Raw genomic sequence first — 26467 nt, forward strand, 5'->3', positions numbered from 1 at the left:
GCCATGCCTGCCTATGCTCTGCCGGGTACCGAAGTCGGGCCACTGCGTGCCCGCATTCTCGGCACTCTCGCCGTCGTGCTCACGCTGGTCGGCGTGCTCGTGTGGCGGGTGGTGCCCGACAACGAGCCCGACGACCAGATCCAGGTCGCACTGCTGGTCGGCCAGGTCGGCGAGGGCGTCGGGGAGGGCACCGATGTCCGGCTCGACGGCGTGCGCGTCGGCTCGGTCGCCGCGATCGACTTCGCGGGCCGCGGCGAGCAGCGAATCGAGCTGGCGCTGAGTGGTTCTCAGCTGTTCGGCCTGACGAATGCCCTGACCGTCGACTACGCGCCGGGAAACCTCTTCGGCATCAGCGCCATCGAACTGCACTCGACAGCGGGCGGTGCGGAGCTGGTCGACGGCTCCACGGTCGACCTGACCGATCGCGAAGCTGATCGAGTCCACGATGCCACGCTCTCGGCCTTGCTGAAATCGACGGGACAGCTCACCGACGAGGTGCTGACACCGAAACTCGTCGAACTGCTCAGCACGATCTCGCGCGACCTCACGGCCTTCACGCCACTGCTGCAGGCGATCGGCACGACCGCCCGCTCCTATGCCGAGACCCGGCAACTCCCGCCGTCGATGCTGTTCGAACAGTTCGGTTCGGCGCTGACCGGGCTGCCGCCGATGCTGACCGGCGGACTGACGCTGCTGAACGCGGAGTACACGAACAAGTACCTGGCGGTACCCGACCAACTCCAACGCTTCGGCCAGATGTTCGAAGGCATCCAATACCAACTGCTGCCGACGGTGACCCAACTGCTCAGCACGTCCCAACAGTATTTCGGTGGAATCTTGCCCATGATCAGCCTTGTCCTCGACCGCCTTGCCGCGTCGGTCAGCGACCCGCACCGTTCGGCGCAGCAGCTGAGCGAACTACTCACTCGCCTCGACACCGCCTTTCGCGACACACCCGACGGCCCGGTGCTCACCGCCGGGGTCGAACTGGATGTGGTGCCCGGTCTGGCGGCGCCGCTGGCCTCGATACTCGGGGGCGTGCGCTGATGACGACACGTTCCCTGCTGTTGCGCGTAGCCGCTGCGGTCCTGCTGATGGGTCTGGTGCTGGTGGGCGTCCTGCGCGTGATCGAGAGACCGATCGACGGCGAAACCGACACCTACACAGCACTGTTCACCGATGCGAACGGCCTGCGTGCCGGCGACGACGTACGCCTCTACGGCGTTCAGGTCGGCAAGGTGCGTGCGTCCGAACTCGACGGCGCGCTCGCTCGCGTGACTTTTATCGTCAGCAGGGATCGGCCGGTGTTCACCAACACCGTCATCGCCATCCGCTACCAGAACCTCACCGGCTTCCGGTATCTGGACATCGAGCAGCCTGAACAGCCTGCGGGACAGCGTGATCCGGCATCGGTTTTCGGCACCGCGGAGACGGTGCCCGACTTCGACATCACCCGACTGTTCAAAGGACTACAGCCGGTGCTGGCCGAACTCTCGCCCGATGATCTCAACCAGTTCGCGACCAGCATTCTCGCGGTGGTCCAGGGCGACGGGACCGGTGTCGGGCAGGCGCTGGGCGCCATCGACAAGCTCAGCCGCTATGCCTCCGATCGGCAGGCGGTGCTGTCGACGCTGGTGGGCAACCTCGCCCAGGTGGCCGATCATCTCGGCGGGAAGTCCGGCAATGCGATGACCCTGCTGACCAATCTGACCAACCTGTTCATCACCATCACCGAGAAGCTGCCCGGACTCGTCGACTTCGCGAACGGCATACCCGGTGTACTGCAACCACTTCGGAGCATGCTGACCATCTTCGGGGTCACCGGGGAGCCCGACGGGGACCTCGATGTAGCGCTGCGCAGGGCATTCCCTGATCCGTATGACGCGGTGGCCGCATTCGAGAGCATGCCCGGCCTCATCCAGGCGATGACACAGGCCATTCCACCCACCGGGCCCGACCTCACCTGCTCGCGCGGTGCCGCCACGGCGCCCCAACCTCTGCAAGTACTCATCGCCGGACAGGGGATCGTGCTGTGTCACCGATAGCGCGCGGACGCGCCGCCGATCCGCGGGCAGGCGAATTGCGCTGGGGGATAGCGGGAATGTGCGCCGCTGTGCTCTTGCTGGTCGCGATCGGCGCGGTCTATGTCACCGGAACGACCGCCGAGCGCACGTATTCCGCCGAGATGGCCCAGGCGGGCTCGGTCCGCACCGGCGACGACGTGCGGCTCGCGGGGATACCCGTCGGGAAGGTGACCGCGCTGACCCTGCTGCCCGATCGGGTCAGGATGGAATTCACCGTCGCCGAGGACGCGTTCCTGGGCGATCAGACCACCCTCGATATTCGGATGCTCACCTTCGTCGGCGGCTACTACCTGGCCGTCCTGCCCGCCGGCACGAAACCGCTCGGCGCCGCGGTGATCCCGATGGAGCGAGTCATCGTGCCCTACAACCTGACCAAGGCTTTCCAGGACGCCGTGGAGCCGGTCCGCCGGATCGACGGGAGCGTCTTCCGCCAAGACCTCGCCGCACTGTCCACCGCGATCGACAAGAGCCCGGACGCCGTGCGGTCGACGGTGCGCGCCGCCGGTGACGTGGTCGCGATCCTGGACCAGCAGAACGCCGACATCTCCCGTGCCCTGTCCATCGCCGACGAATACCTGACCGCGCTCGACGCGAACGCCGATGTGCTGGCGGATCTGATCATCACCCTCGGCACGCTCGAACAGATCATCCAGACCAACAAGGTGCAGGTTGCCGAATCCCTGTACGACCTCGCAGTGATCCTGCAGGATCTCACGCCGCTCGGACGGGCGTGGGACACGTCGATCAAAGAGCGCGCCCAGCCGCTCGCCGATGCCATCCCCGCGCTCGAGCAGCTCGGCGGGCGGCTGGGCGCCCTGCTGGATGCCGTGCGCGCGTTCGAACAGCGACTGCTCCCGCTGATGCCGGCGGGCGGTGGGGTGAGTGTCGACCAGTCCGGCGCGACCATCCAACTCCCCGCCGTGTGCGTGCCGCTGCCGGGAGGTGGTTGTTGATGCTGAACAAGATCCTGGGATCGCGCGGGCTGATGTCGGCCGTGGTCGTCGTGGCGCTCGTCCTGGCCGGTGCGATCGGCCTGCGGCTGAGCTCGCCGAATCCGCCGATGCGTAGCTACTGCGCCGACATGCCGGACAGTATCGGGCTGTATGAAGGCAGCGCGGTCACGGTCATGGGGGTGCAGGTCGGGAGCGTCACCGAGATCAGCATCGAGGGTGCGGTGGCGCGCGTCGAGTTCACCGTCCGCGCCGATCGCAAGCTGCCGACCGATGTCGGAGCGGTGACCGTCAGCGACACCTTGATCGCCGACCGGCGGCTGGCCCTGATCGGGGCCGAACCCGCTGGGCCGGGCTGGAATTCGAGCGCGTGCATCACCAAGACGCTGACTCCCAAAAGCCTGACGCAGACCTTCGACGCGCTCGCCGGGCTCGCCGACCAGCTCAACGGTGCGGGCGAAACCGGTCAGCAGCGCACCGCCGTCGGGGCCGGAGTCGATGCGCTCGATCGCGCGACAGCGGGGACCGGTGATCAGATCAACGAGATCATTGCCGCGTTGAGCAGAGCGCTGGTCGCACCCGACGCGGCGATCGGCCACATCGGTCAACTGCTCGACGCGCTCACCGAGCTCGCCCACCGAGCCCGCAGCGGCTGGTCGCAGGTGGAGACCACGGTGAGCGGGCTGCCACAGACGTTCAACGACATCGTCACCATCGCGTTCCCGCCGATCATCGAGATCGTCGCCGCGCTCGCCGACCTGCTGCCCCAGCTCAACGACGTGATCGTGATGTTCGGGTCGCCCGCGCTGCGTGCGTTGAATTCCGTGCCGGATCTTTCGCGCATGATCGCGGCGGGCGTCGGCTCGCTCGCCGATGTCATCGCCATGGCCCCGGCCGTCGCGAGCGGCTTCGCCGGCGCTGTCGACCCGGCCGGCGGAGCGCTGACCATCGGCTACGCGCCACCGAAACTCGTACTCGCCCAGCAAGACACGGCCCAGGTCTGTGCGGCCGTACAGGTCATTACCGGACAGCCCTGCCAGGCGACCGAAAGCGGTGCGATGACGATTCCTGCCCTGCCCCTGCTGCTCGGGGCGGTGAGCGCACGATGAGACGAGTTGCCCTGCTCCTGTTCACAGTGCTGCTCGCCGCCACCGGCTGCGGCTTCCAACCCGCCGACCTGCCGGTACCGGGTTCGGGCGTCGACGGACCGACGTATCAGCTGCGGATCGAGTTCGCCGATGTGCTCAATCTCCCGCAGGGCGCCAAGGTGATCGCGGCCGGTGTCCGGGTCGGCATACTCACCGGGGTCACCCTCGTCGATCCGGTCGCCGCCACACCGGACCGTAGGGCCGTGCCGGGCTACGCCATCGCCGACGTCGCCATCGCGCAGTCGGTTCGGCTCTCGGTCGGCACTACCGCCGAACTCCGCCAGGAGACTCCGCTCGGCGACGTCCACATCGCGCTGACCGAACCGGTGCCCGCGAGGACCGGCGAGCTGACGGCGGGCGCGACCATCCCACTCGCGGACACCACCCAGTCGCCCCCGATCGAGGACATCCTGGCCGGGCTGTCCACCTTCATCGGCAGCGGCGCGGTGACCGACTTCCAATCCATCGTGCGCACCATGAACGGCGTGTTCCCCGACGATCCGCGCGACACCGCCCGTCTCGCAGGCCTTCTCGGCGCCGACATCACCGACCTCGGCGACCACCTGCACTCGGTCGACGCCCTGCTCGACGGCTTGGAGGCCACCGTCGAGGAGGGCATGCAGCAGAACCTGCCGATTCTCGACGAACTGCTCACCCCCTACGGCGTCCAACACACCACCGATGCGGTGAACGCGCAGATCCGGGTCATCTTCGTGCTGACCGCGCTCGGCCCGGTCGCGCCGAGTGCGCAGTGGCTCGGCCCACTGCTGTCCTCCTTGGATGACACCACCCGCGCCCTGGTGCCCATGCTGCTGGGCAGCCGCCCGCTCGACGCCGATTCACCGTCGAACATGAAGGCGCTCATCGACCTGATCAACACCGATCTCGTTCCCTTCGCCATGCACGGTCCGAAGGTCGACCTGGTCGATGTCACCCTCGGGCCGTCGACCGGCCCGATCACTGCCGACGAGCACACGGCCCGCATCGTCGACACCCTGCGGATGATCGGACTCCTACGATGAATGTCCGTGCGGCAGTGTCGCTCTCCGCGATCGCGGCGGTCCTGGTTCTCGGTGTCGGGTACATGTCGCTCGGGGTGCTGCGGCTGGACCCGCGACTGAGCTACATCACCGCCGACATGCGGCTGGACAACTCGGGCGGGCTCGCGCCGAATTCGCCTGTCCTGCTCGCCGGTGTGCAGGTCGGGCGCACCGAGTCGGTGCGCAAGCAGGCGGGCGGGGTGCTCGTTCGGCTGCGGATCGACAGCCGCTACCGAATCCCGGTGTCCAGCGACGTCCGGATCGAGCAGCTCTCGGCCCTCGGCGAGCCGTATATCGCCTTCGCGCCGGAATCGGGGGCCGGCCCGTATCTCGAGGACGGCCAAGTCGTCGCGGCCGACCGGATCCACCTGCCGATGACCATCACAGCCCTGTCGGCCCGACTGGTCGAGCTGCTCGAGCAGATCCATCCCGAGGCGATCGCGAACCTGGTCGACACCTTCGACCGGGCGCTCGCCGGGACGGACACGGCGATGCAGACCCTGCAGCGGTCATCGACCCTGCTCGCGGCCACTCTGCTCAGCCGCACCGAGGCCGTTCGGCAACTGTTCGCCGATGTGCAAGCCCTCGGCGGCAACATGGAATGGCTAGGGCCCTCGCTCGGCACGGCGGGTCCGCTGTTCGGCGAGTTCGGCGTGACGCTGAACGCGATCGTCGAATCGGGATCGGAGCTCGTCGAGAGCCGCCCGGTGCCCTCGTACTTCACCGGCGACGGCCTCGTGCCGTTCCTGGCCGAGCTCACCACCCTGATCAACGAGATCGGGCCCAGCATCGCCCCGCTGGGACAGGTGCTGGGTCCGGTGGTCACCGATGCGGTGAACCGCACACCCGCCATCGACATCAGCACCCTGATCGAGCAAGCCCTGCAGAGCGTGGACGCCGACGGCACAGTGCAATTGCGCATCGGCGTCAAGTAGTCGAACGAAGGACGGACCATGAGCACAGCGACCGAAGAAGCCACCACCACCGAGGCCGCCGAGCAGCCGCCGCGCACCGTTTCCCTGCGACTGTCGACCGTGCTGAGCACCGCCACGATCGCGGTCCTCGTCGCCGCGGTGGTCACCTTCGCGTCGCTGTACTTCTCGGCCGAGGCGACGATCGCCGATCGCGACGCACGCGACGCCGACGCCCGGCACGTCGAACAGATCGCCTCGGACTACGGGGTCGGCGCGTCCACCATCGACTACCGCGACGTGCGGGCGTGGTTCACCCGACTGCGAACCGGCACCACCCCGCAACTGGCCGCGAAATTCGACGCCACCGCACCGCAATTGGAGCAGATCCTGCTGCCGCTGCAGTGGACGTCGAAGGCGACCCCGCTCTCGGCGACCGTGACCTCGGAAACCGGTGGCATCTACAAGGTCAACGCCTACCTCGATGTGGTCTCCACCAGCGCCCAGACACCCGACGGAACGCGGACCACCGTCACCTACTCGCTCACTGTCGACCGCAATGCCGACTGGCAGATCACCGAGGTGGGTGGCCTGCAGAACGCGCTGCCGACCAAATAGCCGACTCAGTAGGCGATGAAGAGGATCTCGTCGGGGGTGTAGTCGTGTCCGGGGTGGTTTTCGGCCAGGTGCGCCTGGGTCTGCTTGATCAGGTCGTCTTCGTCGGTGCCCTTGATGGCGACGCCGCAGGGGCAGTTCAGACGAGTCTTCATCGGTGTTCTCCTTTGGTTCCGACTATCCGAGCAGGTTTCCGGACAGTAGTCCGGATTGTATTCCAGTTCATATGTTAGCGTGGCTCGCATGGCAGCTCTGGACGAAATCTCCGCCGGTACCAGCGAACTGTTCGCACTCGCCGAACAGGTCACCGGATTCATGCCGCCGGACGAGGGACACGCGCTCTACGCTGCCGCTCACGCGTACGCGGGCGACGGAATCATCATGGAGATCGGCACCTATTGCGGCAAGTCGACCGTCTATCTCGGCGCCGCCGCCCGCGAGACCGGCGCCGCCGTGTTCACCGTCGACCACCACCGCGGCTCCGAGGAACACCAGCCGGGCTGGGAGTACCACGACACCACCCTGGTCGACCCGGAGACCGGCGTCTTCGACACCGTGACCACGTTCCGGCGCACCATGATTCGGGCGGAGCTCACCGACACGGTGACCGCGATCATCGGCTCGTCCACCGCCGCCGCGCGCATCTGGCGCACCCCGTTGCGGATGCTGTTCGTCGACGGCGGCCACACCGAGGAAGCCGCGCAGCGCGACTACGACAACTGGGTGCCCTGGGTGGCGGGCGGCGGGCTGCTCGCCATCCACGACGTCTTCCCCGACCCCGCCGATGGCGGCCGCGCGCCGTTCAACATCTATCGCCGGGCACTCGACAGCGGCAAGTTCAGCGAACTCTCGGTCACCGGTTCGCTGCGCATCTTGCAGCGCACCGCCGCCTGCGGCTGAGTCTCAGCGGGGGAGCGCGTCGCGGAAGATGCCGTTGCCCGCGGTGGTGCGGCTGAGGGCGTCGGCGGCCAGCACGACAGCCGCCCCGGTCCACGTGGTGCGTTCTTCCGGCCAGCGCTTGCCATCGGTGAAAACCAGTCCGGTCCAATAGGAACCGTCGAGTTCGCGCAGATGCTGCATATTGGCGAACAGTGTGGCGGCGGCAGCGGTGTCGCCGATGGCGTCCAGGGCGAGCACCAGTTCACAGGTCTCCGCGCCGGTGACCCACGGTGCGTCGGAGACGCAGCGGATCCCGAGGTCGCCGACGACGAATTCGTTCCAGCGCCGAGCTATCAGCTCCGTGGCCGCGACGCCGCGCACCGCGCCGCCGAGGACGGGGTAGTACCAGTCCATGGAGTAGCGGCTCTTGTCCAGGAAGGCGTCCGGACGATGGCGCAGGGCGTGACCGAGCCGGTCGCGGGCCACCGCCCAGTCCGGGCGTGGATCGCCTACCCGCTCGGCGAGCGTCACCGCACAGCCGAGGCTGTGGAAGATGCTGGAGCAGCCGGTCAGCAAGGCTTCGCCGGAGGACCCGGATTCGTTTGCCGACCAATGGATCTCGCCGTGCGCGCCCAGCTGGAGGCCGAGCACGAAGTCGATACCGGCGCGAACCGTCGGCCACAGCTCGGCGGCGAAGCCGGTATCGCCGGTGACCGACAGGGCGTGCAGGACGCCGGTGGCCAGGTAGGCGCAGAAATTGGTGTCGGCGTCGTGATTCTCGATCACGCCACCGCGCACCTGCATCGGCCACGAGCCGTCGGAGCGTTGCGATTTCGCCGACCAGATGTAGGCCTCGCGGGCCTCGTCCCACAGGCCGGCCACGGTCAGTGCCATCGCGGACTCGATGTGGTCCCACGGATCGGTGTGACCGCCGCTGAACCAGGGAATCGCGCCATCGGGTTCCTGTGCGGCGGCGATGGATTCGGCGGTCCGCCGGATATCCCGCGCGGAGAGGACCCCGGGAAGGGCCGGTAGCTCAACGGGCATCGCCGCGCACCGCCGGTTTCGTGAAGTAGAGCGCGACGGACTTGCCGACCAGCGGATTCAACACACGTTCGGCCGTGCGCGTCACGGCGGGCGCCGACATCATGTCCCACACCAGCATGCGGTGATAGGCGCTCACCAGTGGGTGCTTGTCATTGCGCACGCCGACAGCGCATTTGAGCCACCAGAAGGGTGTGTGCAGCGCGTGCGCGAAGTCCTGGTGGTGGTAGCGCAGACCGCGCGCGGTGATCTTGTCGCGCAGCTCGTCGGCGCGATAGATGCGCACGTGGCCGCCCTCGTTGGCGTGGTACTCGTCCGAGAGCGCCCAGCAGATGCGTTCGGGCAGCCAGCGCGGCACCGTGACCGCCAGCGTGCCACCGGGTTTGACCACCCGCGCCAGTTCGGCGATCGCCTGCGTGTCCTGCGGGACGTGCTCGAGGATCTCCGAGGCGATGACCACGTCGAATTCCTCGTTGCCGTAGGGCAGATCGAGCGCGTCGCCGCGCACGGTCTCGGCCTTGGCGTACTCCGGTGCCTCGCCTGCCGCGGCCATGGCCTCGAACATGATGTCTACATCGGCCAGGTCGGCGGCGTTCTGGTCGAACGCGACGATGTCGGCTCCGCGGCGGTAGGCCTCGAAGGAATGTCTGCCCGCGCCGCAGCCGATGTCGATCACCCGTGATCCGGGACCGACGCCCAAGCGGTCGAAATCGACGGTCAACATGAGGCCTCCAGGTGCTGCACAGGGTCGGGCGGTGTCGTCATCGGGCGGTGCCCGGCGGGGTGGGGGAGCGGCGGGTGATCGCCTGGTCGTAGATCGCGACCGTCTGCGCGGCGACGGCCGACCAGCTGAACAGCTCGAGAACGCGAACACGACCCGCCGCGCCGAGGAGCCCGCGCCGGGCGGGGTCGGCGAGCAGTTCGCCGAGCACCCGGGTCAGCGCGTCCACATCGCCCGGCTCGACCAGTTCGGCGCACTCGCCGACGACCTCGGGCAGCGCGCCCGCTCGGCTGGCGACCAGCGGCGTGCCGCTGGCCATCGCCTCGACCGCGGGGAGCGAAAACCCCTCGTACATCGACGGAATGCAGGCGAGCTCCGCGGAGGCCAGCAGTTCGGCCAACTGCTCGTCGCTCATTCCGCTGACCGGGGTGACGATATCGGCGATGCCGAGTTCGGCGATCAGCTTCTCGGTGGGGCCGTTCGGTTCCAGCTTCGCGACGAGCCGGAGCTCGACATCGCAGGTATTGCGCAGCCGAGCCACAGCTTTCAGCAGGTGTGCGATGCCCTTGAGCGGCTTGTCGGCGCTGGCGACCGCGACGATCCGCCCACGCACCCGCGGTGTCTCGCGTGGCCGGAACAGCTCGGTGTCCACGCCGAGGGGAACGGTATGCAGCTGTCCCGGCCGCACGCCGAAGTCTTCGGCGATATCCGCGGCCGAAGACGACGACACCGTGATCAGGTCCGGAATCTGCTGTGCGACTCGCTGTTGCATGCCGAGGAACCCGTACCAGCGGCGCACGAACAGCTTGCGCCGCCACGGCGTCGCGGCCAGATCGACCGCGCGGTCGCGCGTGATCGGATGGTGCACGGTCGCCACCAGCGGCAGCTGCTCGGCGATGTCGAGCAGACCGTAGCCGAGGCACTGATTGTCGTGCACGACATCGAAATCCTGTGCGCGCGAGGCCAATAGCCGTGCGACGCGCAGGCTGAACGTGCGCGGTTCGGGGAACCCCGCCGTCCACATCGTGGCGAGCTCGAGCAGATCGATGCGATCGCGGATCTCGCGCGGATGCGGTGTGCGAAAGGGGTCTTCGTCGCGGTAGAGGTCCAGACTCGGCACCTCGGTGAGACGCACCCGCGGATCGAGATCCTCGGGATAGGGCTGGCCGGAGAACACCTCGACCTCGTGGCCGAGCTCGACGAGCCCCTGGCTCAGGTACCGGACATACACTCCCTGTCCGCCGCAGTGCGGCTTGCTCCGGTAGGACAGCAGTGCGATCCTCATCAGTCCCGTTCTCCTGACTCGTAGCTGACCTGCCAGTGTTTGATGCCGTTGATCCACCCAGACCGTAGCCGCTGCGGCTCCGATACCTGGGACAGATCGGGCATCACGTCGGCGATGGCGTTGAAGATCAGCTCGATCTCGAGCCGGGCCAGGTTGGCGCCGACACAGAAGTGGGTGCCGGTGCCGCCGAAGGCCAAGTGCGGATTGGGGTCGCGCAGGATGTCGAAGCTGAACGGGCGCTCGAAGGCGTCCTCGTCGAAATTGGCTGAGCTGTAGAACAATCCGATGCGATCACCAGCGCGGATGAGTTGCCCGCCGAGCTCGGTGTCGGCGGTCGCGGTGCGCTGGAAGACCGTCACCGGGGTCGCCCATCGCACGATCTCGTCGATCGCGGTCCGTGGGCGTTCCCGTTTGTAGAGCTCCCACTGATCCGGATTGTCGATGAACGCCTTCATGCCGTGGGTGATGGCGTTGCGGGTGGTCTCGTTGCCCGCCACGGCCAGCAGGATCACGAAGAATCCGAACTCGTCGGAGCCCAGCGCCTCCCCGTCGAGATCGGCGTGCACCAGTGTGCTGACGATGTCGTCGGCCGGTTCGGCGCGCCGCTGTTCGGCCATGTTCCAGGCGTAGCCGAGGATCTCCATCGCCGCGGTCGACGAGGCGTCGGTCGTGGTCGCGTCGCCGTACTCCGGATCGTCGTAGTTGAGCATCTGGTTCGACCAGTCGAACAGCTTGCGGCGGTCCTGCTGGGGGACACCGACCAGTTCGGCGATGGCTTGCAGCGGAAGCTCACACGCCACCTGTTCGACGAAGTCACCGCCGCCCGCCTCCCGCGCCGCGTGCACGATCGCCGCCGCCCGTTCGGTCAATGCCGCGCGCAACCCCTCGACCGCGCGCGGTGTGAACCCCTTGGAGATGATGCGGCGGATCTTGGTGTGCTTGGGCGGATCCATATTCAGTAGCAGAGCGCCGGTGAGTTCGATCTGCTCGGGAGTCACCTCACCGGGCAGCCGGATGACCGAACCCTTGCGCTGGGAGGAGAACAGCTCGGGATTGCGTGAGATCTCCTTGATGTCCTCGTGCTTGCTGATGACCCAGTAGCCGCCGTCGCGGAACCCGCCCGACTGCGGGTCGGTCTGGGCGTTCCACCAGACCGGGGCGGTGCGGCGCAGCTCGGCGAATTCCTGGACGGGGTTGCGGGATTCCCACAGGGCCGGATCGGTGAAATCGAATCCGCTGGGAATGGACGACGCTGTCACAGTGATTCTCCGCCCGCGCTCAGCGCTGCCTGCGGCGGTAACGGACGCGGCAGGGTTGCTCGAGCTGCACCACCATCTTCGAGTGATCGTTGCGGTAGGTGTCCGATGGCTGGGCGAGTTCGAACTCCCAGTCCCGCAGCAGAATCGAGAAGATCGCCTTGAGCTGCATGAGTGCGAACGGAGCGCCGACGCAGCGATGCTTGCCCGCGCCGAACGGAATCCAGGTCCATCGGTTGAGGATGTCTTCCTGGCGCGGATCGAGGTAGCGCGCGGGATCGAAGGCGTCGGGGTCGGGGAAGTCCTCCGGAATCCGGTTGGAGATGGCGGGCGTGGCCGCGACCATGTCGCCCGGGGCGATCTGATGTCCGCACACCTCGAACTCCGCGCGCGCCACCCGCATGAGCACGATCAGCGGCGGATGCAACCGCAGCGACTCCTTGAGCGCGGCCTCCAGATTCGGAATCTGGCGCAACGCATGGTGACTGACATCGGCGCCATCCGCGTACAGATTGTCGAGTTCGGTGACCACACCGGCCATCGTCTCGGGATGCCGCAGCAGCTCGATGATCGTCCAGGCCGCTGTGCCCGAGGTGGTGTGGTGGCCCGCGAACATCATCGAGATGAAGATGCCGGTGATCTCGCTGGCCGAGAACCGCAGTGCCCCGTTCTCGTCCTTCACCGAGATGAGGACATCGAGCATGTCGCGGTCGTCTTTGCCCTCGGGCGGATTCGCCTCCCGCTGATCCATGATCGCCTGCACCAGCTCGACCAGGGCGACACGCGCCGCGTCGCGCCGGGTGAAGCTCTCGATCGGCGCGTACGGATCGACATAGGCCAGGGCGTCGGTGCCCTGCTCGAGTTCGTGATAAAGGTGCGCGAAGCGCCCGTCGAGCTGATTGCGGAACTTCACGCCGATCAGACAGGCGGAAGAGGTGTAGATGGTCAGCTCGGCGAAGAACTCGAGCAGGTCGATCTCGCCCTCGTCGTCCCACTGGGCGACCATCTGGTCCACCTCGTGGGCGATGGTGCCCGCGTGCCCACGCATGTGGTCCGCGCGCAGTGCCGAATTGTGCAGCATCTCCTTGCGGCGTTCCGGTGGTGCGTCGAAGACGACGCCCTCGCCGAAGATCGGCTTCATGAACGGGTAGGCCGCGGCTTGATCGAGATCGTCGTCGCCGGCGCGGAAGAAGAATTCATTGGCTTCGGCGCCGGACAACAGGACGACATCGCGTCCCGCGAGTTCGAAGGCCCCGACATCGCCGCACTCGGCTCGTACGCGGCGCATCAGCGCGATCGGGTCGGTGCGGAACTCGGCGAGGTGCCCGTGTTCCTCTTCGCCTCCGGATACGCGCTGCGGTTTGACCAGCGTCATTGGAACGTCCTTCCCGGAATACTGTCCAGACACTTGATGGACATGTGTCTGGACAGTACTACGGTGGCGAGCCTGCGACAAGGCTCGATCGGCCCGAATCCAGCGCGTCAGTCGTCGGTGGCGGGCTCGACCATCAATCGGCGCGCGCACATTTCGAGCAGATCGGCGACCTGCTCGTAGGACAGCAGGCCCATGCCGCCCTGCAGGAGCGCGCCCGAGTACAGCAGTTCGAGTGCGGCCAGGCGTTCCGGATCTTTCGCGCTGAGCGCTTGCTCCAGTCGGTGGCGGATCTCCATGCCGATGCGTACTCGCAGGTGGTGCACGTCGGGATCGTCGCCGAGCAGCGCGCTGCTGACCGCCCCGGCCAGTGCGGGTTCGTCGGCCACCAGCATCGAGACCTGTCGAAGGACAGCGACCACGCGCGTGGTCGCATCGGCATCGCCTGCCTCCAGCGGGGGCATCGCGACCAGTCGTCGCCAGAACACCTCCGAGATCAGGTGTTCCTTGGAGGAGAAGTACGTGTACGCGGTGGCGGTGCCGACGCCTGCCGCCGCGGCGACGAGCCGGATCGTCGTCCCCGAGTAGCCCTCGCGGGACAGCACGTCGACAGCGGCGACAGTCAGGCGGTCCACGGTATCGGCCTGCTTCTCGGTCAGACGTCGGCGCGTTGCTTCTATGCCGGTAGGCGCGATTTCGGACATGTGTCCGGATACTACTACAGTCGGGTGTACGGACCAATGGACTGTATGGTCTTGCGTCTTGTCATTAAACCGAACTATATTCCGTACACCTGTCCAGACACGTATCGGAGCCCCGCTATGAACGGCCTCGTCCCCCCCGAAGGCACACCACTGTTGATCGGCGGCAAGTTGATTCCGGGTGGCTCCGGTGTCTTCGCGACAATCAATCCCGCCACCGAGGAGGTGCTCGGCTACGCAGCCGACGCCTCGGGCGCCGACATGGAGGCGGCCATCGCCGCGGCGCGCACCGCTTTCGACGAGACGCAGTGGTCGCGCGATCCGGCGTTCCGTGCGCACTGCCTACGTCAACTGCGTGACGTACTCGGCGAGAACCTGGAGGAACTACGGGCGATCACGATCGCCGAGGTCGGCGCACCGGTCATGCTGACCAGCGGGCCGCAGTTGGAGGGACCGATCGCGGATCTGTCCTTCGCTGCCGACCTGGCCGAGAACTACGTCTGGGAAACCGATCTCGGCACCAGGGGCCAGATGGGCATCTCCAGCCGTCGGGTCGTCCGCCGCGAGGCCGTCGGTGTCGTCGGCGCCATCACGCCGTGGAACTTCCCGCACCAGATCAACCTGGCCAAGATCGGGCCCGCCCTGGCCGCCGGCAACACCCTGGTGCTCAAGCCCGCCCCGGACACTCCGTGGTGTGCGGCCGTGCTCGGCCCGCTCATCGCCGAGCACACCGATATCCCGGCGGGCGTGATCAATATCGTCACCTCGTCCGATCACGGCATCGGCGCCCAGATGGTCCTCGATCCGCGGGTCGACATGATCACCTTCACCGGCTCGACCCAGACGGGTCGCTCGGTGATGGTCGGCGCGTCGTCGACGCTCAAGCGCACCTTCCTCGAACTGGGCGGCAAATCCGCCGCCGTCGTGCTCGACGATGCCGATATCGCGACAGCGGCCAGCTACACCGCGTTCACGGTCGCCGTGCACGCCGGCCAGGGCTGTGCGCTCACCACCCGGCTGCTGGTGCCGCGCGAGTCCTACGACGCCGCGGTCAGCGCGGCCGCTGGTGCGCTGCGCGGCCTGAAGGCCGGTGACCCGAACAATCCCGGAACCGTTTGCGGGCCACTGATTTCCGAGCGGCAGCGCGCGCGGGTGGAGCGCTACCTCGAGAGCGCGCGCGCCGAAGGCGGGCACATCGAAGTCGGCGGGGGCAGGCCCGCGGACAAAGAGCGCGGGTACTACATCGAACCGACCCTCATCAGTGGGCTCGACAACTCCGCGACCGTCGCGCAGGAGGAGATCTTCGGGCCGGTGCTCGTCGTGATCGCCCACGACGGCGACGACGACGCGATCCGGCTCGCCAACGAATCGCCGTACGGTCTGTCGGGCTCGGTCTGGGGCACTGATCCGGACCGGGTCGAGCGCGTGGTCTCGGGGGTGCGGACCGGGACCCTGAGCGTCAACGGCGGGCTCTGGTACCACGCCGACGCGCCGTTCGGCGGCTACAAGCAGTCCGGCATCGGCCGTGAGATGGGCGTCGCCGGCTTCGAGGAATACCTCGAGACCAAGCTGATCGCCACCCCCGCCTGACCTCACCGAATCATCCACACTCAGGAGCTGAAAACCATGGCACGTTTCACTGGTCGTACCGCGATCGTCACCGGCGCCGCGCAGGGTATCGGTGCGGTCTACGCCACCGCGCTCGCCGCCGAGGGCGCCAATGTCGTTGTCGCCGATCTCAATGTCGAGCGCGGCGAGGAGGTGGCCAAGCAGATCGTCGCCGACGGCGGGTCGGCGGCCTTCCGCCGCGTCGACGTCGCCGATCCCGAATCCGCCGCCGCACTGGCGGAATTCACCGTCGCCGAGTTCGGCGCCATCAACCATCTGGTCAACAACGCGGCCATCTACGGGGAGATGAAGCTCGATCTGCTGCTCACCGTGCCGTGGGATTACTACAAGAAGTTCATGGGCGTGAACTTCGACGGCGCGCTCAATGTGACGCGCGCGGTCTGGCAGCCGATGGTCGCGGCGGGCGGCGGCTCGATCGTCAACCAGTCCTCGACCGCCGCCTGGCTGTACTCGGGCTTCTACGGGCTGGCCAAGGTCGGCATCAACGGCCTCACCCAGCAGCTCGCCACCGAGCTCGGCGGTTCCCAGATCAGGGTGAACGCCATCGCGCCCGGCCCGATCGATACCGAAGCCACCCTCACTGTCACGCCAGGAAACATGGTCAAGGACATGGTGAAGCGCATCCCGATCAAGCGAATGGGCACTCCGCAGGACCTGGTGGGCGCCTGCCTGTACCTGCTCTCCGACGACGCGGGCTGGGTCACCGGCCAGATCCTCAATGTCGACGGCGGACAGATCATCCGATGACCACCGAATCCACCAGTGCCCCGGTTGGTTTCATCGGCCTCGGCAATATGGGCGCGCCGATCGCGCGACGGCTGCTGGAATGGCCGGGCGGGCTGACGGTCTGTGATGTACGCGCCGAGGTCACCGAAGCGTTCGTGGAGGCGGGCGCGCGTTCGGTCGCCGATCCGGCGCAGGTCGCCACGCACGCACGGATCATCTGCGTGACCGTCATCGACGACGCGCAGGTGACAGAGGTCCTCACCGGCCCGACGGGCATCCTCTCCGCCGCCGCGCCGGGCACGGTCGTCGCGGTGCACTCCACCATCAGTGACCGGACCGCGCAGGAACTCGCCGCCCGCTGTGCGGAGCACGAGGTCGAGTTCGTCGACGCGCCCGTCAGCGGCGGCGCGCCCGGCGCCACCCAGGGCAGGCTCGCGGTGATGGTCGGCGGCAGTGCCACCGCGGTGGACCAGATCAGGGCGCCGTTCGGTTGCTTCGCCGACCTGATCGTGCACGCCGGTCCGGTCGGAGCGGGCACGCGAATGAAGTTGGCGCGCAACCTGCTCCACTTCGTCTCGTTCACCGCCACCACCGAGGCGCAGCGGCTCGCCGAGGCCGCCGGGATCAGTCTCACCGCGCTCGGCAAGGTGGTCCGGCACTCCGACGCGGTGACCGGCGGGCCGGGCGCGATCATGCTGCGCGACACCACCGCGCCGATCGAGCCGGACGACTTCTGGTTTTCCATCCTCGGTCACGTGCGCGATCTCGGCGAGAAGGACCTGTCGCTGGCGCTCGAACTCGGTGACCGGCTCGACGTCGACCTGCCACTGGCACAACTCGCCATCGCGCGCCTGGCCGAGGGACTCGGCGTCGCCCACCCTGTGCTCGACAAGGAGACATCATGACCACCAATGGAGAAACTCCCGCCGACGTCCGGCAGCGTGGCCTGGCCAAGATGAGCGAGGTCTACGGCTGGGAATTCGCCGACGGCCCCGGCGATCATTTCGCCGTCACCGCCGACCATCTGTTCGCCGACATCTGGTCGCGGCCCGCGCTGACCGTGCGTGAACGGCGACTGCTGCTGCTCGGCGCGCTCACCGCGCAGGGCAGTTTCGACATCGCCGAGATCCAGATCGGCGCCGCATTGCGCAACGGTGAGTTGTCCGAGGAACAGCTGCGCGAGATCGCGCTGTTCCTGTGCCACTACGTCGGCTGGCCGGCGGGGACGACGCTCGACGGCACCGTCGGCAAGGTGATCGCGCAGGAGCGGCGCAAGAAATGACACACACCGAACGCGGCCGTCCGCGACCGCTGTAGCGTGCGGTCGATGGGTATGCCGAAGAATCAGCCGAAAGGGCTGAACGCGCCGATGACGACGCGGATCATCCGATACGGATCGCGCGCGCAGGCGTGGATCTATCGCCGCACCAACGGGCGCGTCGGTGGAAACTGGCGGATCGGCGCCGGGTTTCGCAAGCCTGTGCCGACCCTGCTGCTCGAACATCGAGGTCGCAAGTCCGGCAAGATCTTCACCGCGCCACTGCTCTACCTCGTCGACGGCCAGGATCTGGTCATCGTCGGTTCACAGGGCGGCCTGGCGAATCACCCGCAGTGGTATCTGAATCTGCTCGCGGATCCGAACGCGCACGTTCGGATCCGCGCCGAGCACTACCCGGTCCTGGCCCGCGTCGCCGATGCCGACCAGCGGCAACGGCTGTGGCCGCGGTTGACCGAGCTCTACGCCGATTTCGATGCCTACCAGTCGTGGACGGAGCGGGAGATCCCCGTGGTGATCCTCTCCCGCACCGGCGCCTGAGGTCAGTCGGTCGCGAGCCGGTCGTCGTAGACGCGACGGGCATCGCGGTCGACATCGATGAAGGTGCGGTGCACGCCCAACCGGCGTGCCATGAATTCGCCGAGCGGGCGTGGGGTCAGCTTGTTGAATGCGGCGAGCACGCCCGCGAGGCGGGTGACCGAGACGCGTCGTCGTGGCCGGGCGATCAGTGCGGCGACCGCGGCGGCGACATCGGCGGGGTCGGCGAGCAAGGCGCGCGGCGCGCGGGTTCCGGTGATCATCTCGGTCCTGGTGAACGTCGGCAGGACCGCCGAGAACCGCACGCCGGTGCCGCGGTGCTCGAGGCGCATGGTTTCGGTGAAGCTGAGCACGGCCTGCTTGCTCGCGCAGTAGGTGGCCATTCCCGGCGTCGGGTTCTCACCCGCCATCGAGGCCATGTTCACGATGTGGCCGCGACCGCGAGCCAGCATCGACGGCAGCACGAGTTTGGTGCCGAGGGCGACGCCGTAGACATTGATGTCGAGAATCCGGCGGGTGATCTCGTCGGACTCCTCGGTGAACCGGCCGACCGGCATGATGCCCGCATTGTTGATCAGCACATCGATAGGGCCGCAGGTCTTTTCGACTTCGGCGAGGAAGGTCGCGAACGAGGCCGGGTCGGTGACGTCGAGGTGCAGTGCCACCGTCGCGGCGATCTCTGTTCCGGTGCGGGCGACCGTGGTCGCGTCGATGTCGCCGATGGCGACGACCGATCCGGCGTCGACGAGCGTGCTCGCGACCGCCCGTCCGATGCCGCGGGCGCCGCCGGTGACAACGACTACCTTACCGACGGCGGACCTGGTGTTTCGTTCATCAGACATGTGTCCAGATACTATTCTGGACCGCATTCCGAATCAACCCCGGACAACCCGCCCACGCGGTGCGGTTCACCGAGGCATCGGAACTGCCGAGTAACATCCGGACGCATGTCTGAAAGCGATTCCATCAGCCTCGAAGCAACCAGGCGTCGATTGACCGGTAAGCAGGCCGATACCGTCGATCGATTGACCAGGGCCGCGCTGGTGGTGCTGACACGCGATGGCTTCTCCGGCATGACGATTCGGCTGGTCGCCGCAGAGGCGGGCGTCGCCACCGCGACCGCGTACACGTACTTCTCCTCCAAGGAGCACCTGGTCGCCGAGATCTTCTGGCGTCGCCTACTGGCCTCGGCCTCGCCCGCGAACGAGGATCCCGACCCGACGGTGCGGGTGCTGGCCGAGCTACGCAACATCGCGCTACTGGTGGCCGAAGAGCAGGAGTTGTCCGGCGCGGTCACCGGCGCACTCCTGGGCTCGGACCCCGACGTCGAACACCTGCGCACCCGCATCGGCATCGAGATCCGCGGCAGGCTCGCGCGCGCACTCGGCCCCGACGCCGACAACGAGGTCATCGAATGGCTCGAGATGATCTACGCCGGTGCGCTGGTGCGGGCGGGTATGGGCTACGAGTCGTACTCCGAAATCGCCGACCGTATCGAGCGGGCGGCATTGAGGATCCTGCGCCCCGCCTGACGTTCACGGTTCGAAGCTCACCAGCATCTGCTCGAGAGCAGCCTGATCAGGACCGACGAACGGCTCTGCCTGCGGCGCCTCGGCAAGCATGTCCCAGTACTGCGACATGCGTCCCGATGCGGGCGGAAGGTGGGTGCTGAGTATCCGTCGCGGGTCGAACGCGCGCACAGCCGACACCGTGGCAAGGTATGTTCTCTCGTCCACGGCGTGTATCCACGGACTGTCCACCGCCGCCCAGAGATGCTGCGCCGCGCGAATCGCGTCCGACGGCGCGTAACCCACATCGTCGGCGGTCGCGAGTTCGGCGCTCGGCATCGGAGCGCCGAAACAGTCCGAGGTGAAACATGATTCGCTGTGTTCGTCGTAGAACCCGACGGTGCTGGGGTTGTCGAACAGCGGTGGCCGGAACGCAGTGAGGAGCCGGTCGCCGACGTCGAGGGACTGCCCCGGATTCAGCAGGTACACCCGATCCATCGGGACCGGTCGAGCGCACGACATGATGCCCAGGCCCAGGAATGTCGTGATCAGCCGGGCGTTCGAGGCGGCGTCGAGCAGGTCGAACAGCGATCCGGTGTGGTCGCGATCAGGATGGGTGAGCCATATCCATTCAACGTCGGCGGGATCGATGACAGAACTCAGCGCCGCCATGAATCCACGGTCGGGAAGGCTGAGTCCGGTATCGACGACGACGGGTTCCGCCGCGTGCAGAACGTAGGCATTCACCGGTAGATGGCCGATACCCGGAACCTCCAATTCGTCGGCGAGAACAGTGATGTCGGGCTGGATTCGATTGATACGCATGGTGTTTCCTCAGTCCTCGAAATCGACTCGAATGATCGAGCGCGCGATGACAGCGAGATCGTCGGCGGTCGGGTCGTAACCACGGGTGACCTTCAGTCCGAGCTCGAACGGGCGGGCACCGTCGTCCATCGCCGCGCGCATCGCGGCGCCGACTCGCGAAGGTGCGGCATCGACGAGCACGGCACGACCGTGACGGATATGCCCGCGATGGGTGACCGTGACGGGTGCGCCGCCGGTCAGATTGTGGCGCCACGGCCGCTCGGTGAAGATCAGCGTCTCGTCACCGACTCGATGCAGACAGACCGGGATCCGCAGACTGCGACCCGTGCGACGGCCGGTGATCTCGACCATTCCCTGCCGCCGGATGCGATTGCCGAGCCATCGGGTCGCCAACACGCGCCGAACCACAGGATTGATCAGTCGCATCAATTCCGGCGGCGGCGGACTGAGTCGCACATTCGTGGTTCCGGAATTCGTCATATATCGAGGTTAGGAGCCTTCCGGTCCGAGCGATATTCCACAAACGTGGTATTTCCCCTGGTCCGGCAACGGCCTACCGTTGATCTGGTGAGCACGGATTCGATGCGACGCGCCGCCGATCAGATCGGACTGCTGTGCCGCGAGCCGCGCGATCTGGTGTCGCTGTGGCAGCAGGTGACGGAGGTGTTGGCCACCGCCGTCCCGCACTACTGGACGCCGTGCTGGTACACCCTCGATCCCGCGTCGTTGCTGATGACAAGTCACTTCCATCTCGGCCTCGCCGAGTTTCCGCCGCAGTGGCTGGCCGCGGAGTACGGCGAGGAGCGCAACGGCATCGTCGACGTCGTCAGGTCGGCGACCGGATTGTCGACCCTGCACGACACCCTCGGCGGTGACCCATCCAACAGTGAACGCTGGCAACGCAATATGACGATGGGCGGGGACCAGGAACTGATCGCGCGCCTGCGCACCCGCTCCGGTGAGGTGTGGGGAGCGCTCGCGCTCTATCGCGAACCCGGCGCCGCGATGTTCGACCCCGCCGAGAAGGAGTTCGTGGCGACGGTGGCGCCGACACTGGCCGACGGCGTACGCAGGTCCCTGCTGATCGGGCAGGCCGACGAACCCGAATACGCGGATTCACCCGGTCTGCTGGTGCTGGATTCGGCTTGCGAGATCGAATCGGCCAGTGCGGGCGTACAGCGCTGGATAGCCGATCTGCCCGACGGTGACTGGGATCGTCAGAAGCTGCCGAGCGCGGTGGTCGCCCTCGCCGCCCGTGCGTTCCGCAACGCGGCCGAGGACCGCCCCGACGAGGTGCTCGTCTCGCGAGCGCTGTCCAGGTCGGGCACCTGGGTGGTGTTGCACGGCGCCCGCCTGACCTCGACGGGGCAGACCAGGGTCGCGGTGATCATCGAACCCGCCCATCCCAGCCGTATCTACCCGCTGCTGATGTCGGCCTACGGGCTCACCGAGCGCGAGCGCGACGTCACCCGGTTGGTGCTGCAGGGCGCGTCGACCTCACAGATCGCCCACGACATGACCGTCTCGGCACACACCGTGCAGCAGCATCTGAAGGCCATCTTCGACAAGACCGGCGTCCGCAGCCGCCGTGACCTGGTCGCCAAGGTGTTCTTCACCCACTACGAACCCCGCTTCCGGGACAACGAGCACCGCGTCACCGCCACCAAGCCGGTCCGGGGCGGACCATGGCCGACCTACTGACCTAGTTGTCGACGGCGGTGGCGAGCAGTACGCGCAACTCTTCGACAACCTCGTCGAGCGGGGCAGTGGAGCGGTCGACGCGGCACAGGATCACCGCCCCTTCCACGCCGGCGATCGCCATCGTGGCCAAGCGCGCCGCACGCGCCGGTGCGACACCTTCCGCGGTGATCGCGATGGTCAGGGTGTCGTGCCAACGGTGCAGGATGTTGGCTACTTCGGTTTGCAAGTGGTGGTCTTCGGGGGATCCGCCGACCGCCACCGACACCACTGGGCACCCCGCCTCGAAATCGGATGCCAGCAGGGTCGCCGTCCAGAATTCGGCGATCCCGGCCAGCACTCCGAGGGCGCCGCGATCGGCTGCCGCGGTGATGAGGGCGCTGATCGTATCGCCTGCGAGAGTGAGTGATTCGGTCATGATCTCGGCACGTCCGCCGGGAAAGTGGTGGTACACCGAGCCGCGCGGAGCGCCACTGCGCGCGAGCACCGCGTCGACGGTCACGCCCGCCGCACCGCGCTCGCCCAAGAGTTCGATCGCACCGCACAGCATCTTCTGGCGCGTATCTGTACGAGCTCCCACCGTCAGGCCTCCTTCACCGGCGCCGTGAGCACCTCGATACGGGCGGGGACATCTTCTATGCAGTTTTGCATAGCCCAGGGCACTGTTGAGTCAGCGGTCGTCAAGCCGAACAGACTGCCTGTTGAGTTTCTGTGATGAGGTCCGCAAGTTTGCTAGGACTATTGCCGGAATCACAGTCCACCTCTCATGATGGTCTTTTGATCACTATGACGCCGAGGAACCGCTGTGACGCACTTCGCCGCCCGCCTCAATGAGCTCTTCGACAACCCCTCGGAGCCGGACGTGCGTCTATGCACGAACCGCCACGTGGCGCGCATGCTGCAGGCGGCCGGTCACCGCATCTCCGCACCGTACTTGTCACAGCTGCGGTCGGGGCATCGCGACAACCCGTCCCCGAAAACTGTGGCGGCGTTGGCCGAGTATTTCCAGGTCACGCCCGATTACTTCTTCCTCGCGGCGAACCATCCGGAGGCCGACGATCACACGCTCATCCGCGAGCTGGAACTCGGCGAGCCGCGCGCACTGATGCTGCGTGCCGTCGGATTGTCGCGCGAGGCCATGGACATCCTCGTCACGATGGCCGAGCGCCTTCGCGTCAGTGACGGATTGCTCGAAGTTTGCCTAGACGGCTGAGGCGGGCTATCGATCCGTGCACTGGATCACAGCTACCGCTCGTCCGAAGATCCTCTTGCTGTCCTGTTGTGCGGTGATGGCGATCGTCGCGGTCTTGCGGTCGGGATCGACAGCCTTGACTGTGCCCGTGTACTCGACCGTGGCTCCGCTGTTGGGCACGTAGACCGGGCTGGCCAGGCGCACCGCGTATTCGGTGACCACGCCGGGATCGCTCGCCCATGAGCTCACATACCCGGCGCCTATGCCGACCATCAGCATGCCCTGTGCGACAGGCGACTCCAGATCAACCGATGCCGCCGCCGCGTTGTTCCAGTGAATGGGGTTCGGGTCGCCCGCCACGCCCGCGTAGTTGACCAGATCGCCGAGCCTCACGGTGACGGTTCTCGACGGAAGCTCGTCGCCGACGGCTACCGCGCTGAACGGCACTATATTCCGGTCCGGGTTCGCGATTGTTGCCCGGCGGAGCGGCGCAGGATGCTCGGGTGCGTGGTGTTGTCGTGGGATCGACGTGCCATGGCGGAAGTTCTGCATTCGCACTCCGTCGAATATGCGCGACGTGGCGATGTTCACCTCCGACCGGCCGGCGAATGATGTACGTGTGGTGACGATCTGATCGCCGTGCTGGTCGACGACCGAACACTTGATTCCGAAGATGGTGCCTCCGAACACCTTTCGGATCGCATCGAGCTCGACCTCGAAGCGCAACGAGTCGCCCACGAGGATCGGCCTGTCGACGGTGAGAGAGTAGTCGGTCTGCGTGATGCGGCTGAGGTCACAGCTCTGGGCGACTCGATCGAACATATCCATCTGGGCGAGAAGCGCTGGTATCGAGACGAAGGTCAGTGGCGCGACGAGACCGCCGTAACCGCAGTCGACGGCCGCTCGCTCACAGTGGTGAGCGGGATGGTCGTCCTGAACCGCGCGGGCGAACTCGCGGACCTTCTCACGCCCGACCACATAGCAGTCGCTGGTTCGATAGGACTGTCCCAGCGTCGTCGAGGATGCGACTGAATCGGGCAACCGGGAGTCGTCTGGGGTTGTGCGCACATCCATTAAGGTAGCTAATAGTTAGCCAGATGGGCGATATTTGCGGTTCTCAGGGTGTCGGATGGTCGATCTGTTCACGGAGGATGTCGCCGTGACCTGCGTGGCGAGCGAATTCCTCGATCATGGCGAGCAGTGTCCATCGCATGCTGACCGTCCCCTCGCGCGGATTGTCTTTCGTCTCGTCGAGGTCGAAGCGGGCGGCGATCACCCGTGATCGCGCGCTTGCCCGCTCGAATTCGGCGATCACGTCGTCCAGTGATTCGTCGTCGGCGACGACGAAGGTGCCCTCGTCCCGGCTCGAGTATCCGTCGCACTCGGTCTCGTCGAGTCCGGCCCAGAACCGCTGAAACCAGATCCGCTCCGCCGCGGCGGCATGTTTGATCAAGGAGATCGGCGTCGTCAGCGATGCGACGAGCCGTCGGCGGGCGTCATCGTCGGACAGGCCGCGTGCGGTCGCGATGAGCGCTTCGCGGTTGCGATCGAGTGTGTTCTCGATGATCGTTCGCTCGGCGCCGGTGGTAATCGGGTTGTTAGACATGGACTTTCACTCCGTTCTGTTGCTGATCGAAGACTTGGCGAACTCGGGTAATCGGTAGGGCGCCGATTCGGCCACTGACTACGGGGCAGATGCAACGCGCCCAACTGCGGAGGCGAAGCGGGGGAGAGGTGCATCTTGTACTCGTCGCAGAATGTGCGCTCAGGAAGGCGATGCGGGTCGATCTTCACCGCGGCCGAGGTAGGTCGAGCGTCGAAGGACTCGATGCCACCTGACGCGAGTATGGCACATTGCCGATCCGGCACCGAGGCTTCCCTCTTCCGCTATGCGACCACACGGAACCGCGTGGTACCCCGAGGATCTCGGCGCTCCCGTTGGAGCGTTGCATCCTTGGTGGCCGCTCGTCCAGATCGCGAAAAAGGTGCATCTACCAGCCGATTAGTACCTTCGCCAAGGGGTGAGGTAATCTTTTCGAGCACCCGGAGACGGACGCAAGAACGGGCTGTGGCGCAGCTTGGTAGCGCACTTGACTGGGGGTCAAGTGGTCGCAGGTTCAAATCCTGTCAGCCCGACAGTGAAAACCCTCTCTGACCTGGGTCGGAGGGGGTTTTCTTGTTCCCGGAGATTTGACGTGGTTTGGCCAAACTTCACAGAAACTCCACAGTTTTGAATCTGATCACCTGTCCAGTGCCCCGTGATTCCCCTCCACCGGATTGCTGGGAGAGTCGTCCGTGCGGTCGGTCAGGTGCAGTCTTTCTTCACGTCCGCCGTCAACGCCGACCTGTGCGGCGGAGTCCCGCTCCGCCCCGACCGATGCCGCAACGCGCCTGGGTCCGATATGACGCCGCCAACCGTCCGACCTGTTGGGTGGTCCGCGCGTGTGAGTCGAACTGGACTCTGAGTGGTCCCGTGCGCCGTCTCTCGATGTCAGGTTTGCGCTGATACAGCCGAAGTCGCTACTCCCTATAGGGAATCGCGAAGCTCGGCCTTCGTATCCCGTGTGGCGGACAGCAGAGCGATCCGCGAAGTCGCTTGTGGCAGTGGCTATCAAGCGACCGTAGATCCGATATCCAGTCGGCGGGCGCGGCTCCTGCGCCGGTGGCCCTGCAGAGCCTAGGCTGGACCGCGCCCCGCGACGTGGCGGCGGCGCGTGGGTGCACGGGGAAGGACTCGCCTCGACCAGCTCATCGGTCGAGGCGAGTCGCCGGTGGCAAAAAAAGGGGAGGGGCTCATCGGCAAGATTAGGGCGAACCAGTGATCGAGCAAGGCCCCGTCCGTTCCCAACATCTGGGATCGACGTAGTCCGGTGGCGGCGTAGACGGTGATGATGTCGACGAGGTCAGCGCCTTCGCAGTACTCGGCGACAGTGGGCGGGGTATAGGCCTTGACCGGTGTGCCACGCTGACGTTCGGCTTGCGAGAGTTTGCGTGGGCACGGGAGCTGAGAGGTTCGCACAGCGCTGAGGATGAAGCGGAGTTGGTCGATGGTCGGGCCACCCGCGCCGGC

At 66.6% G+C, this 26467-nt stretch carries 29 protein-coding genes, 1 tRNA gene and 1 pseudogene; 17 read left to right on the forward strand and 14 right to left on the reverse strand.

Features of this window, described 5'->3' with window-relative positions:
- Positions 1-3: 3 nt before the first annotated feature.
- Genes NS1_RS25675 through NS1_RS25705 form a run of 7 tightly spaced genes read left to right on the forward strand, consistent with a single transcriptional unit; the run spans position 4 to position 6751 of the window.
- Positions 4-1047: an MlaD family protein gene (locus NS1_RS25675; protein ID WP_062988493.1), complete on the forward strand. Its 1044-nt coding sequence runs from the start codon at positions 4-6 to the stop codon at positions 1045-1047.
- Positions 1047-2045, forward strand: a complete 999-nt coding sequence (locus NS1_RS25680; protein WP_062988495.1) for an MlaD family protein — start codon at positions 1047-1049, stop codon at positions 2043-2045. The genes NS1_RS25675 and NS1_RS25680 overlap by 1 nt, the downstream gene beginning before the upstream one ends.
- Positions 2033-3037 (forward strand): MlaD family protein, encoded by a 1005-nt coding sequence (locus NS1_RS25685; RefSeq protein ID WP_255284686.1) that lies wholly within the window; start codon positions 2033-2035, stop codon positions 3035-3037. The genes NS1_RS25680 and NS1_RS25685 overlap by 13 nt, the downstream gene beginning before the upstream one ends.
- Positions 3037-4143: an MlaD family protein gene (locus tag NS1_RS25690; protein WP_062988565.1), complete on the forward strand. Its 1107-nt coding sequence runs from the start codon at positions 3037-3039 to the stop codon at positions 4141-4143. Before NS1_RS25685 ends, NS1_RS25690 begins: the two co-directional genes overlap by 1 nt.
- On the forward strand, positions 4140-5204 hold the full coding sequence (locus NS1_RS25695) for an MlaD family protein (RefSeq protein WP_062988497.1): 1065 nt from the start codon (positions 4140-4142) through the stop codon (positions 5202-5204). The genes NS1_RS25690 and NS1_RS25695 overlap by 4 nt, the downstream gene beginning before the upstream one ends.
- Positions 5201-6157, forward strand: a complete 957-nt coding sequence (locus tag NS1_RS25700; RefSeq protein ID WP_062988499.1) for an MlaD family protein — start codon at positions 5201-5203, stop codon at positions 6155-6157. The genes NS1_RS25695 and NS1_RS25700 overlap by 4 nt, the downstream gene beginning before the upstream one ends.
- Positions 6158-6175: 18 nt before the next feature.
- Positions 6176-6751, forward strand: coding sequence for a hypothetical protein (locus NS1_RS25705; protein WP_062988501.1), 576 nt, complete (start codon positions 6176-6178; stop codon positions 6749-6751).
- Positions 6752-6756: 5 nt separating this feature from the next.
- Here NS1_RS25705 and NS1_RS38635 read toward each other — a convergent pair whose 3' ends face one another.
- Entirely contained in the window at positions 6757-6903 is a 147-nt protein-coding gene (locus NS1_RS38635) for a DUF1059 domain-containing protein (protein ID WP_063816260.1), read from the reverse strand.
- Positions 6904-6991: 88 nt separating this feature from the next.
- Here NS1_RS38635 and NS1_RS25710 point away from each other — a divergent pair, with 88 nt between their 5' ends.
- Positions 6992-7648, forward strand: coding sequence for a class I SAM-dependent methyltransferase (locus NS1_RS25710; protein ID WP_157125379.1), 657 nt, complete (start codon positions 6992-6994; stop codon positions 7646-7648).
- Between the two features lie 3 nt (positions 7649-7651).
- On the opposite strand, the gene NS1_RS25715 is transcribed toward NS1_RS25710, so the two are convergent.
- From NS1_RS25715 to NS1_RS25740, 6 genes are all read right to left on the reverse strand, one after another.
- Positions 7652-8674 carry a prenyltransferase/squalene oxidase repeat-containing protein gene (locus tag NS1_RS25715; RefSeq protein WP_062988503.1) on the reverse strand — a complete coding sequence of 341 codons (1023 nt, stop codon included), beginning with the start codon at positions 8672-8674 and terminating at the stop codon, positions 7652-7654.
- Positions 8664-9395 carry a class I SAM-dependent methyltransferase gene (locus tag NS1_RS25720; protein ID WP_062988505.1) on the reverse strand — a complete coding sequence of 244 codons (732 nt, stop codon included), beginning with the start codon at positions 9393-9395 and terminating at the stop codon, positions 8664-8666. The genes NS1_RS25715 and NS1_RS25720 overlap by 11 nt, the downstream gene beginning before the upstream one ends.
- A 37-nt stretch (positions 9396-9432) precedes the next feature.
- Positions 9433-10677, reverse strand: a complete 1245-nt coding sequence (locus NS1_RS25725) for a glycosyltransferase family 4 protein (protein WP_062988507.1) — start codon at positions 10675-10677, stop codon at positions 9433-9435.
- Positions 10677-11936 (reverse strand): cytochrome P450, encoded by a 1260-nt coding sequence (locus tag NS1_RS25730; protein WP_062988509.1) that lies wholly within the window; start codon positions 11934-11936, stop codon positions 10677-10679. The genes NS1_RS25725 and NS1_RS25730 overlap by 1 nt, the downstream gene beginning before the upstream one ends.
- 19 nt (positions 11937-11955) lie before the next feature.
- Positions 11956-13308, reverse strand: coding sequence for a lanosterol 14-alpha demethylase (gene cyp51 / locus NS1_RS25735; RefSeq protein ID WP_062988511.1), 1353 nt, complete (start codon positions 13306-13308; stop codon positions 11956-11958).
- A 107-nt stretch (positions 13309-13415) separates the two neighbouring features.
- On the reverse strand, positions 13416-14009 hold the full coding sequence (locus NS1_RS25740) for a TetR/AcrR family transcriptional regulator (RefSeq protein ID WP_062988513.1): 594 nt from the start codon (positions 14007-14009) through the stop codon (positions 13416-13418).
- Between the two features lie 117 nt (positions 14010-14126).
- On the opposite strand from NS1_RS25740, the gene NS1_RS25745 reads away from it, so the two are divergent.
- From NS1_RS25745 to NS1_RS25765, 5 genes are read left to right on the forward strand one after another with little or no spacing between them, the layout of a single operon-like run.
- Positions 14127-15596 carry an aldehyde dehydrogenase gene (locus NS1_RS25745; RefSeq protein WP_062988515.1) on the forward strand — a complete coding sequence of 490 codons (1470 nt, stop codon included), beginning with the start codon at positions 14127-14129 and terminating at the stop codon, positions 15594-15596.
- A gap of 36 nt (positions 15597-15632) precedes the next feature.
- Entirely contained in the window at positions 15633-16382 is a 750-nt protein-coding gene (locus NS1_RS25750; protein ID WP_062988517.1) for an SDR family oxidoreductase, read from the forward strand.
- Positions 16379-17266, forward strand: coding sequence for an NAD(P)-dependent oxidoreductase (locus tag NS1_RS25755; RefSeq protein ID WP_062988519.1), 888 nt, complete (start codon positions 16379-16381; stop codon positions 17264-17266). Before NS1_RS25750 ends, NS1_RS25755 begins: the two co-directional genes overlap by 4 nt.
- Positions 17263-17643 (forward strand): carboxymuconolactone decarboxylase family protein, encoded by a 381-nt coding sequence (locus NS1_RS25760; protein WP_056823156.1) that lies wholly within the window; start codon positions 17263-17265, stop codon positions 17641-17643. Before NS1_RS25755 ends, NS1_RS25760 begins: the two co-directional genes overlap by 4 nt.
- 51 nt (positions 17644-17694) lie before the next feature.
- Positions 17695-18177: a nitroreductase family deazaflavin-dependent oxidoreductase gene (locus NS1_RS25765; protein ID WP_157125382.1), complete on the forward strand. Its 483-nt coding sequence runs from the start codon at positions 17695-17697 to the stop codon at positions 18175-18177.
- A 2-nt stretch (positions 18178-18179) separates the two neighbouring features.
- On the opposite strand, the gene NS1_RS25770 is transcribed toward NS1_RS25765, so the two are convergent.
- Positions 18180-19016, reverse strand: coding sequence for an SDR family oxidoreductase (locus NS1_RS25770; protein WP_062988523.1), 837 nt, complete (start codon positions 19014-19016; stop codon positions 18180-18182).
- 105 nt (positions 19017-19121) lie between these two features.
- Here NS1_RS25770 and NS1_RS25775 point away from each other — a divergent pair, with 105 nt between their 5' ends.
- Positions 19122-19706, forward strand: a complete 585-nt coding sequence (locus tag NS1_RS25775) for a TetR/AcrR family transcriptional regulator (RefSeq protein WP_062988525.1) — start codon at positions 19122-19124, stop codon at positions 19704-19706.
- A gap of 3 nt (positions 19707-19709) precedes the next feature.
- Here NS1_RS25775 and NS1_RS25780 read toward each other — a convergent pair whose 3' ends face one another.
- Together NS1_RS25780 and NS1_RS25785 are read right to left on the reverse strand one after the other, a co-directional pair.
- A complete protein-coding gene (locus tag NS1_RS25780; protein WP_062988527.1) occupies positions 19710-20507 on the reverse strand; it encodes an MBL fold metallo-hydrolase in 798 nt (265 codons plus the stop codon).
- Between the two features lie 9 nt (positions 20508-20516).
- Positions 20517-20987: a PNPOx family protein gene (locus tag NS1_RS25785; protein ID WP_255284687.1), complete on the reverse strand. Its 471-nt coding sequence runs from the start codon at positions 20985-20987 to the stop codon at positions 20517-20519.
- An 87-nt stretch (positions 20988-21074) separates the two neighbouring features.
- Here NS1_RS25785 and NS1_RS25790 point away from each other — a divergent pair, with 87 nt between their 5' ends.
- Positions 21075-22208, forward strand: a complete 1134-nt coding sequence (locus tag NS1_RS25790; RefSeq protein WP_307619824.1) for a helix-turn-helix transcriptional regulator — start codon at positions 21075-21077, stop codon at positions 22206-22208.
- Between the two features lies 1 nt (position 22209).
- Here the strand turns inward: NS1_RS25790 and NS1_RS25795 are convergent, their stop codons facing one another.
- The gene (locus tag NS1_RS25795) at positions 22210-22785 is read right to left on the reverse strand and encodes a TetR/AcrR family transcriptional regulator (protein WP_255284688.1); all 576 of its coding nucleotides are present in this window, start codon (positions 22783-22785) and stop codon (positions 22210-22212) included.
- A gap of 225 nt (positions 22786-23010) precedes the next feature.
- Here NS1_RS25795 and NS1_RS25800 point away from each other — a divergent pair, with 225 nt between their 5' ends.
- Positions 23011-23418: a helix-turn-helix domain-containing protein gene (locus tag NS1_RS25800; protein WP_062988531.1), complete on the forward strand. Its 408-nt coding sequence runs from the start codon at positions 23011-23013 to the stop codon at positions 23416-23418.
- Between the two features lie 6 nt (positions 23419-23424).
- On the opposite strand, the gene NS1_RS25805 is transcribed toward NS1_RS25800, so the two are convergent.
- Both NS1_RS25805 and NS1_RS25810 read right to left on the reverse strand, forming a co-directional pair.
- Entirely contained in the window at positions 23425-24465 is a 1041-nt protein-coding gene (locus NS1_RS25805) for a fused (3R)-hydroxyacyl-ACP dehydratase subunits HadA/HadB (protein WP_218019973.1), read from the reverse strand.
- A gap of 49 nt (positions 24466-24514) precedes the next feature.
- Positions 24515-25003 (reverse strand): DinB family protein, encoded by a 489-nt coding sequence (locus NS1_RS25810; protein WP_062988534.1) that lies wholly within the window; start codon positions 25001-25003, stop codon positions 24515-24517.
- A gap of 456 nt (positions 25004-25459) precedes the next feature.
- On the opposite strand from NS1_RS25810, the gene NS1_RS25815 reads away from it, so the two are divergent.
- Positions 25460-25533, forward strand: a tRNA-Pro gene (locus NS1_RS25815).
- Positions 25534-26074: 541 nt separating this feature from the next.
- On the opposite strand, the pseudogene NS1_RS41355 reads toward NS1_RS25815, so the two are convergent.
- A pseudogene (locus NS1_RS41355) lies at positions 26075-26467 on the reverse strand (hypothetical protein); the annotation flags it as partial.

This window comes from Nocardia salmonicida NBRC 13393 (assembly GCF_001613085.1).
Classification (GTDB): domain Bacteria; phylum Actinomycetota; class Actinomycetes; order Mycobacteriales; family Mycobacteriaceae; genus Nocardia; species Nocardia salmonicida.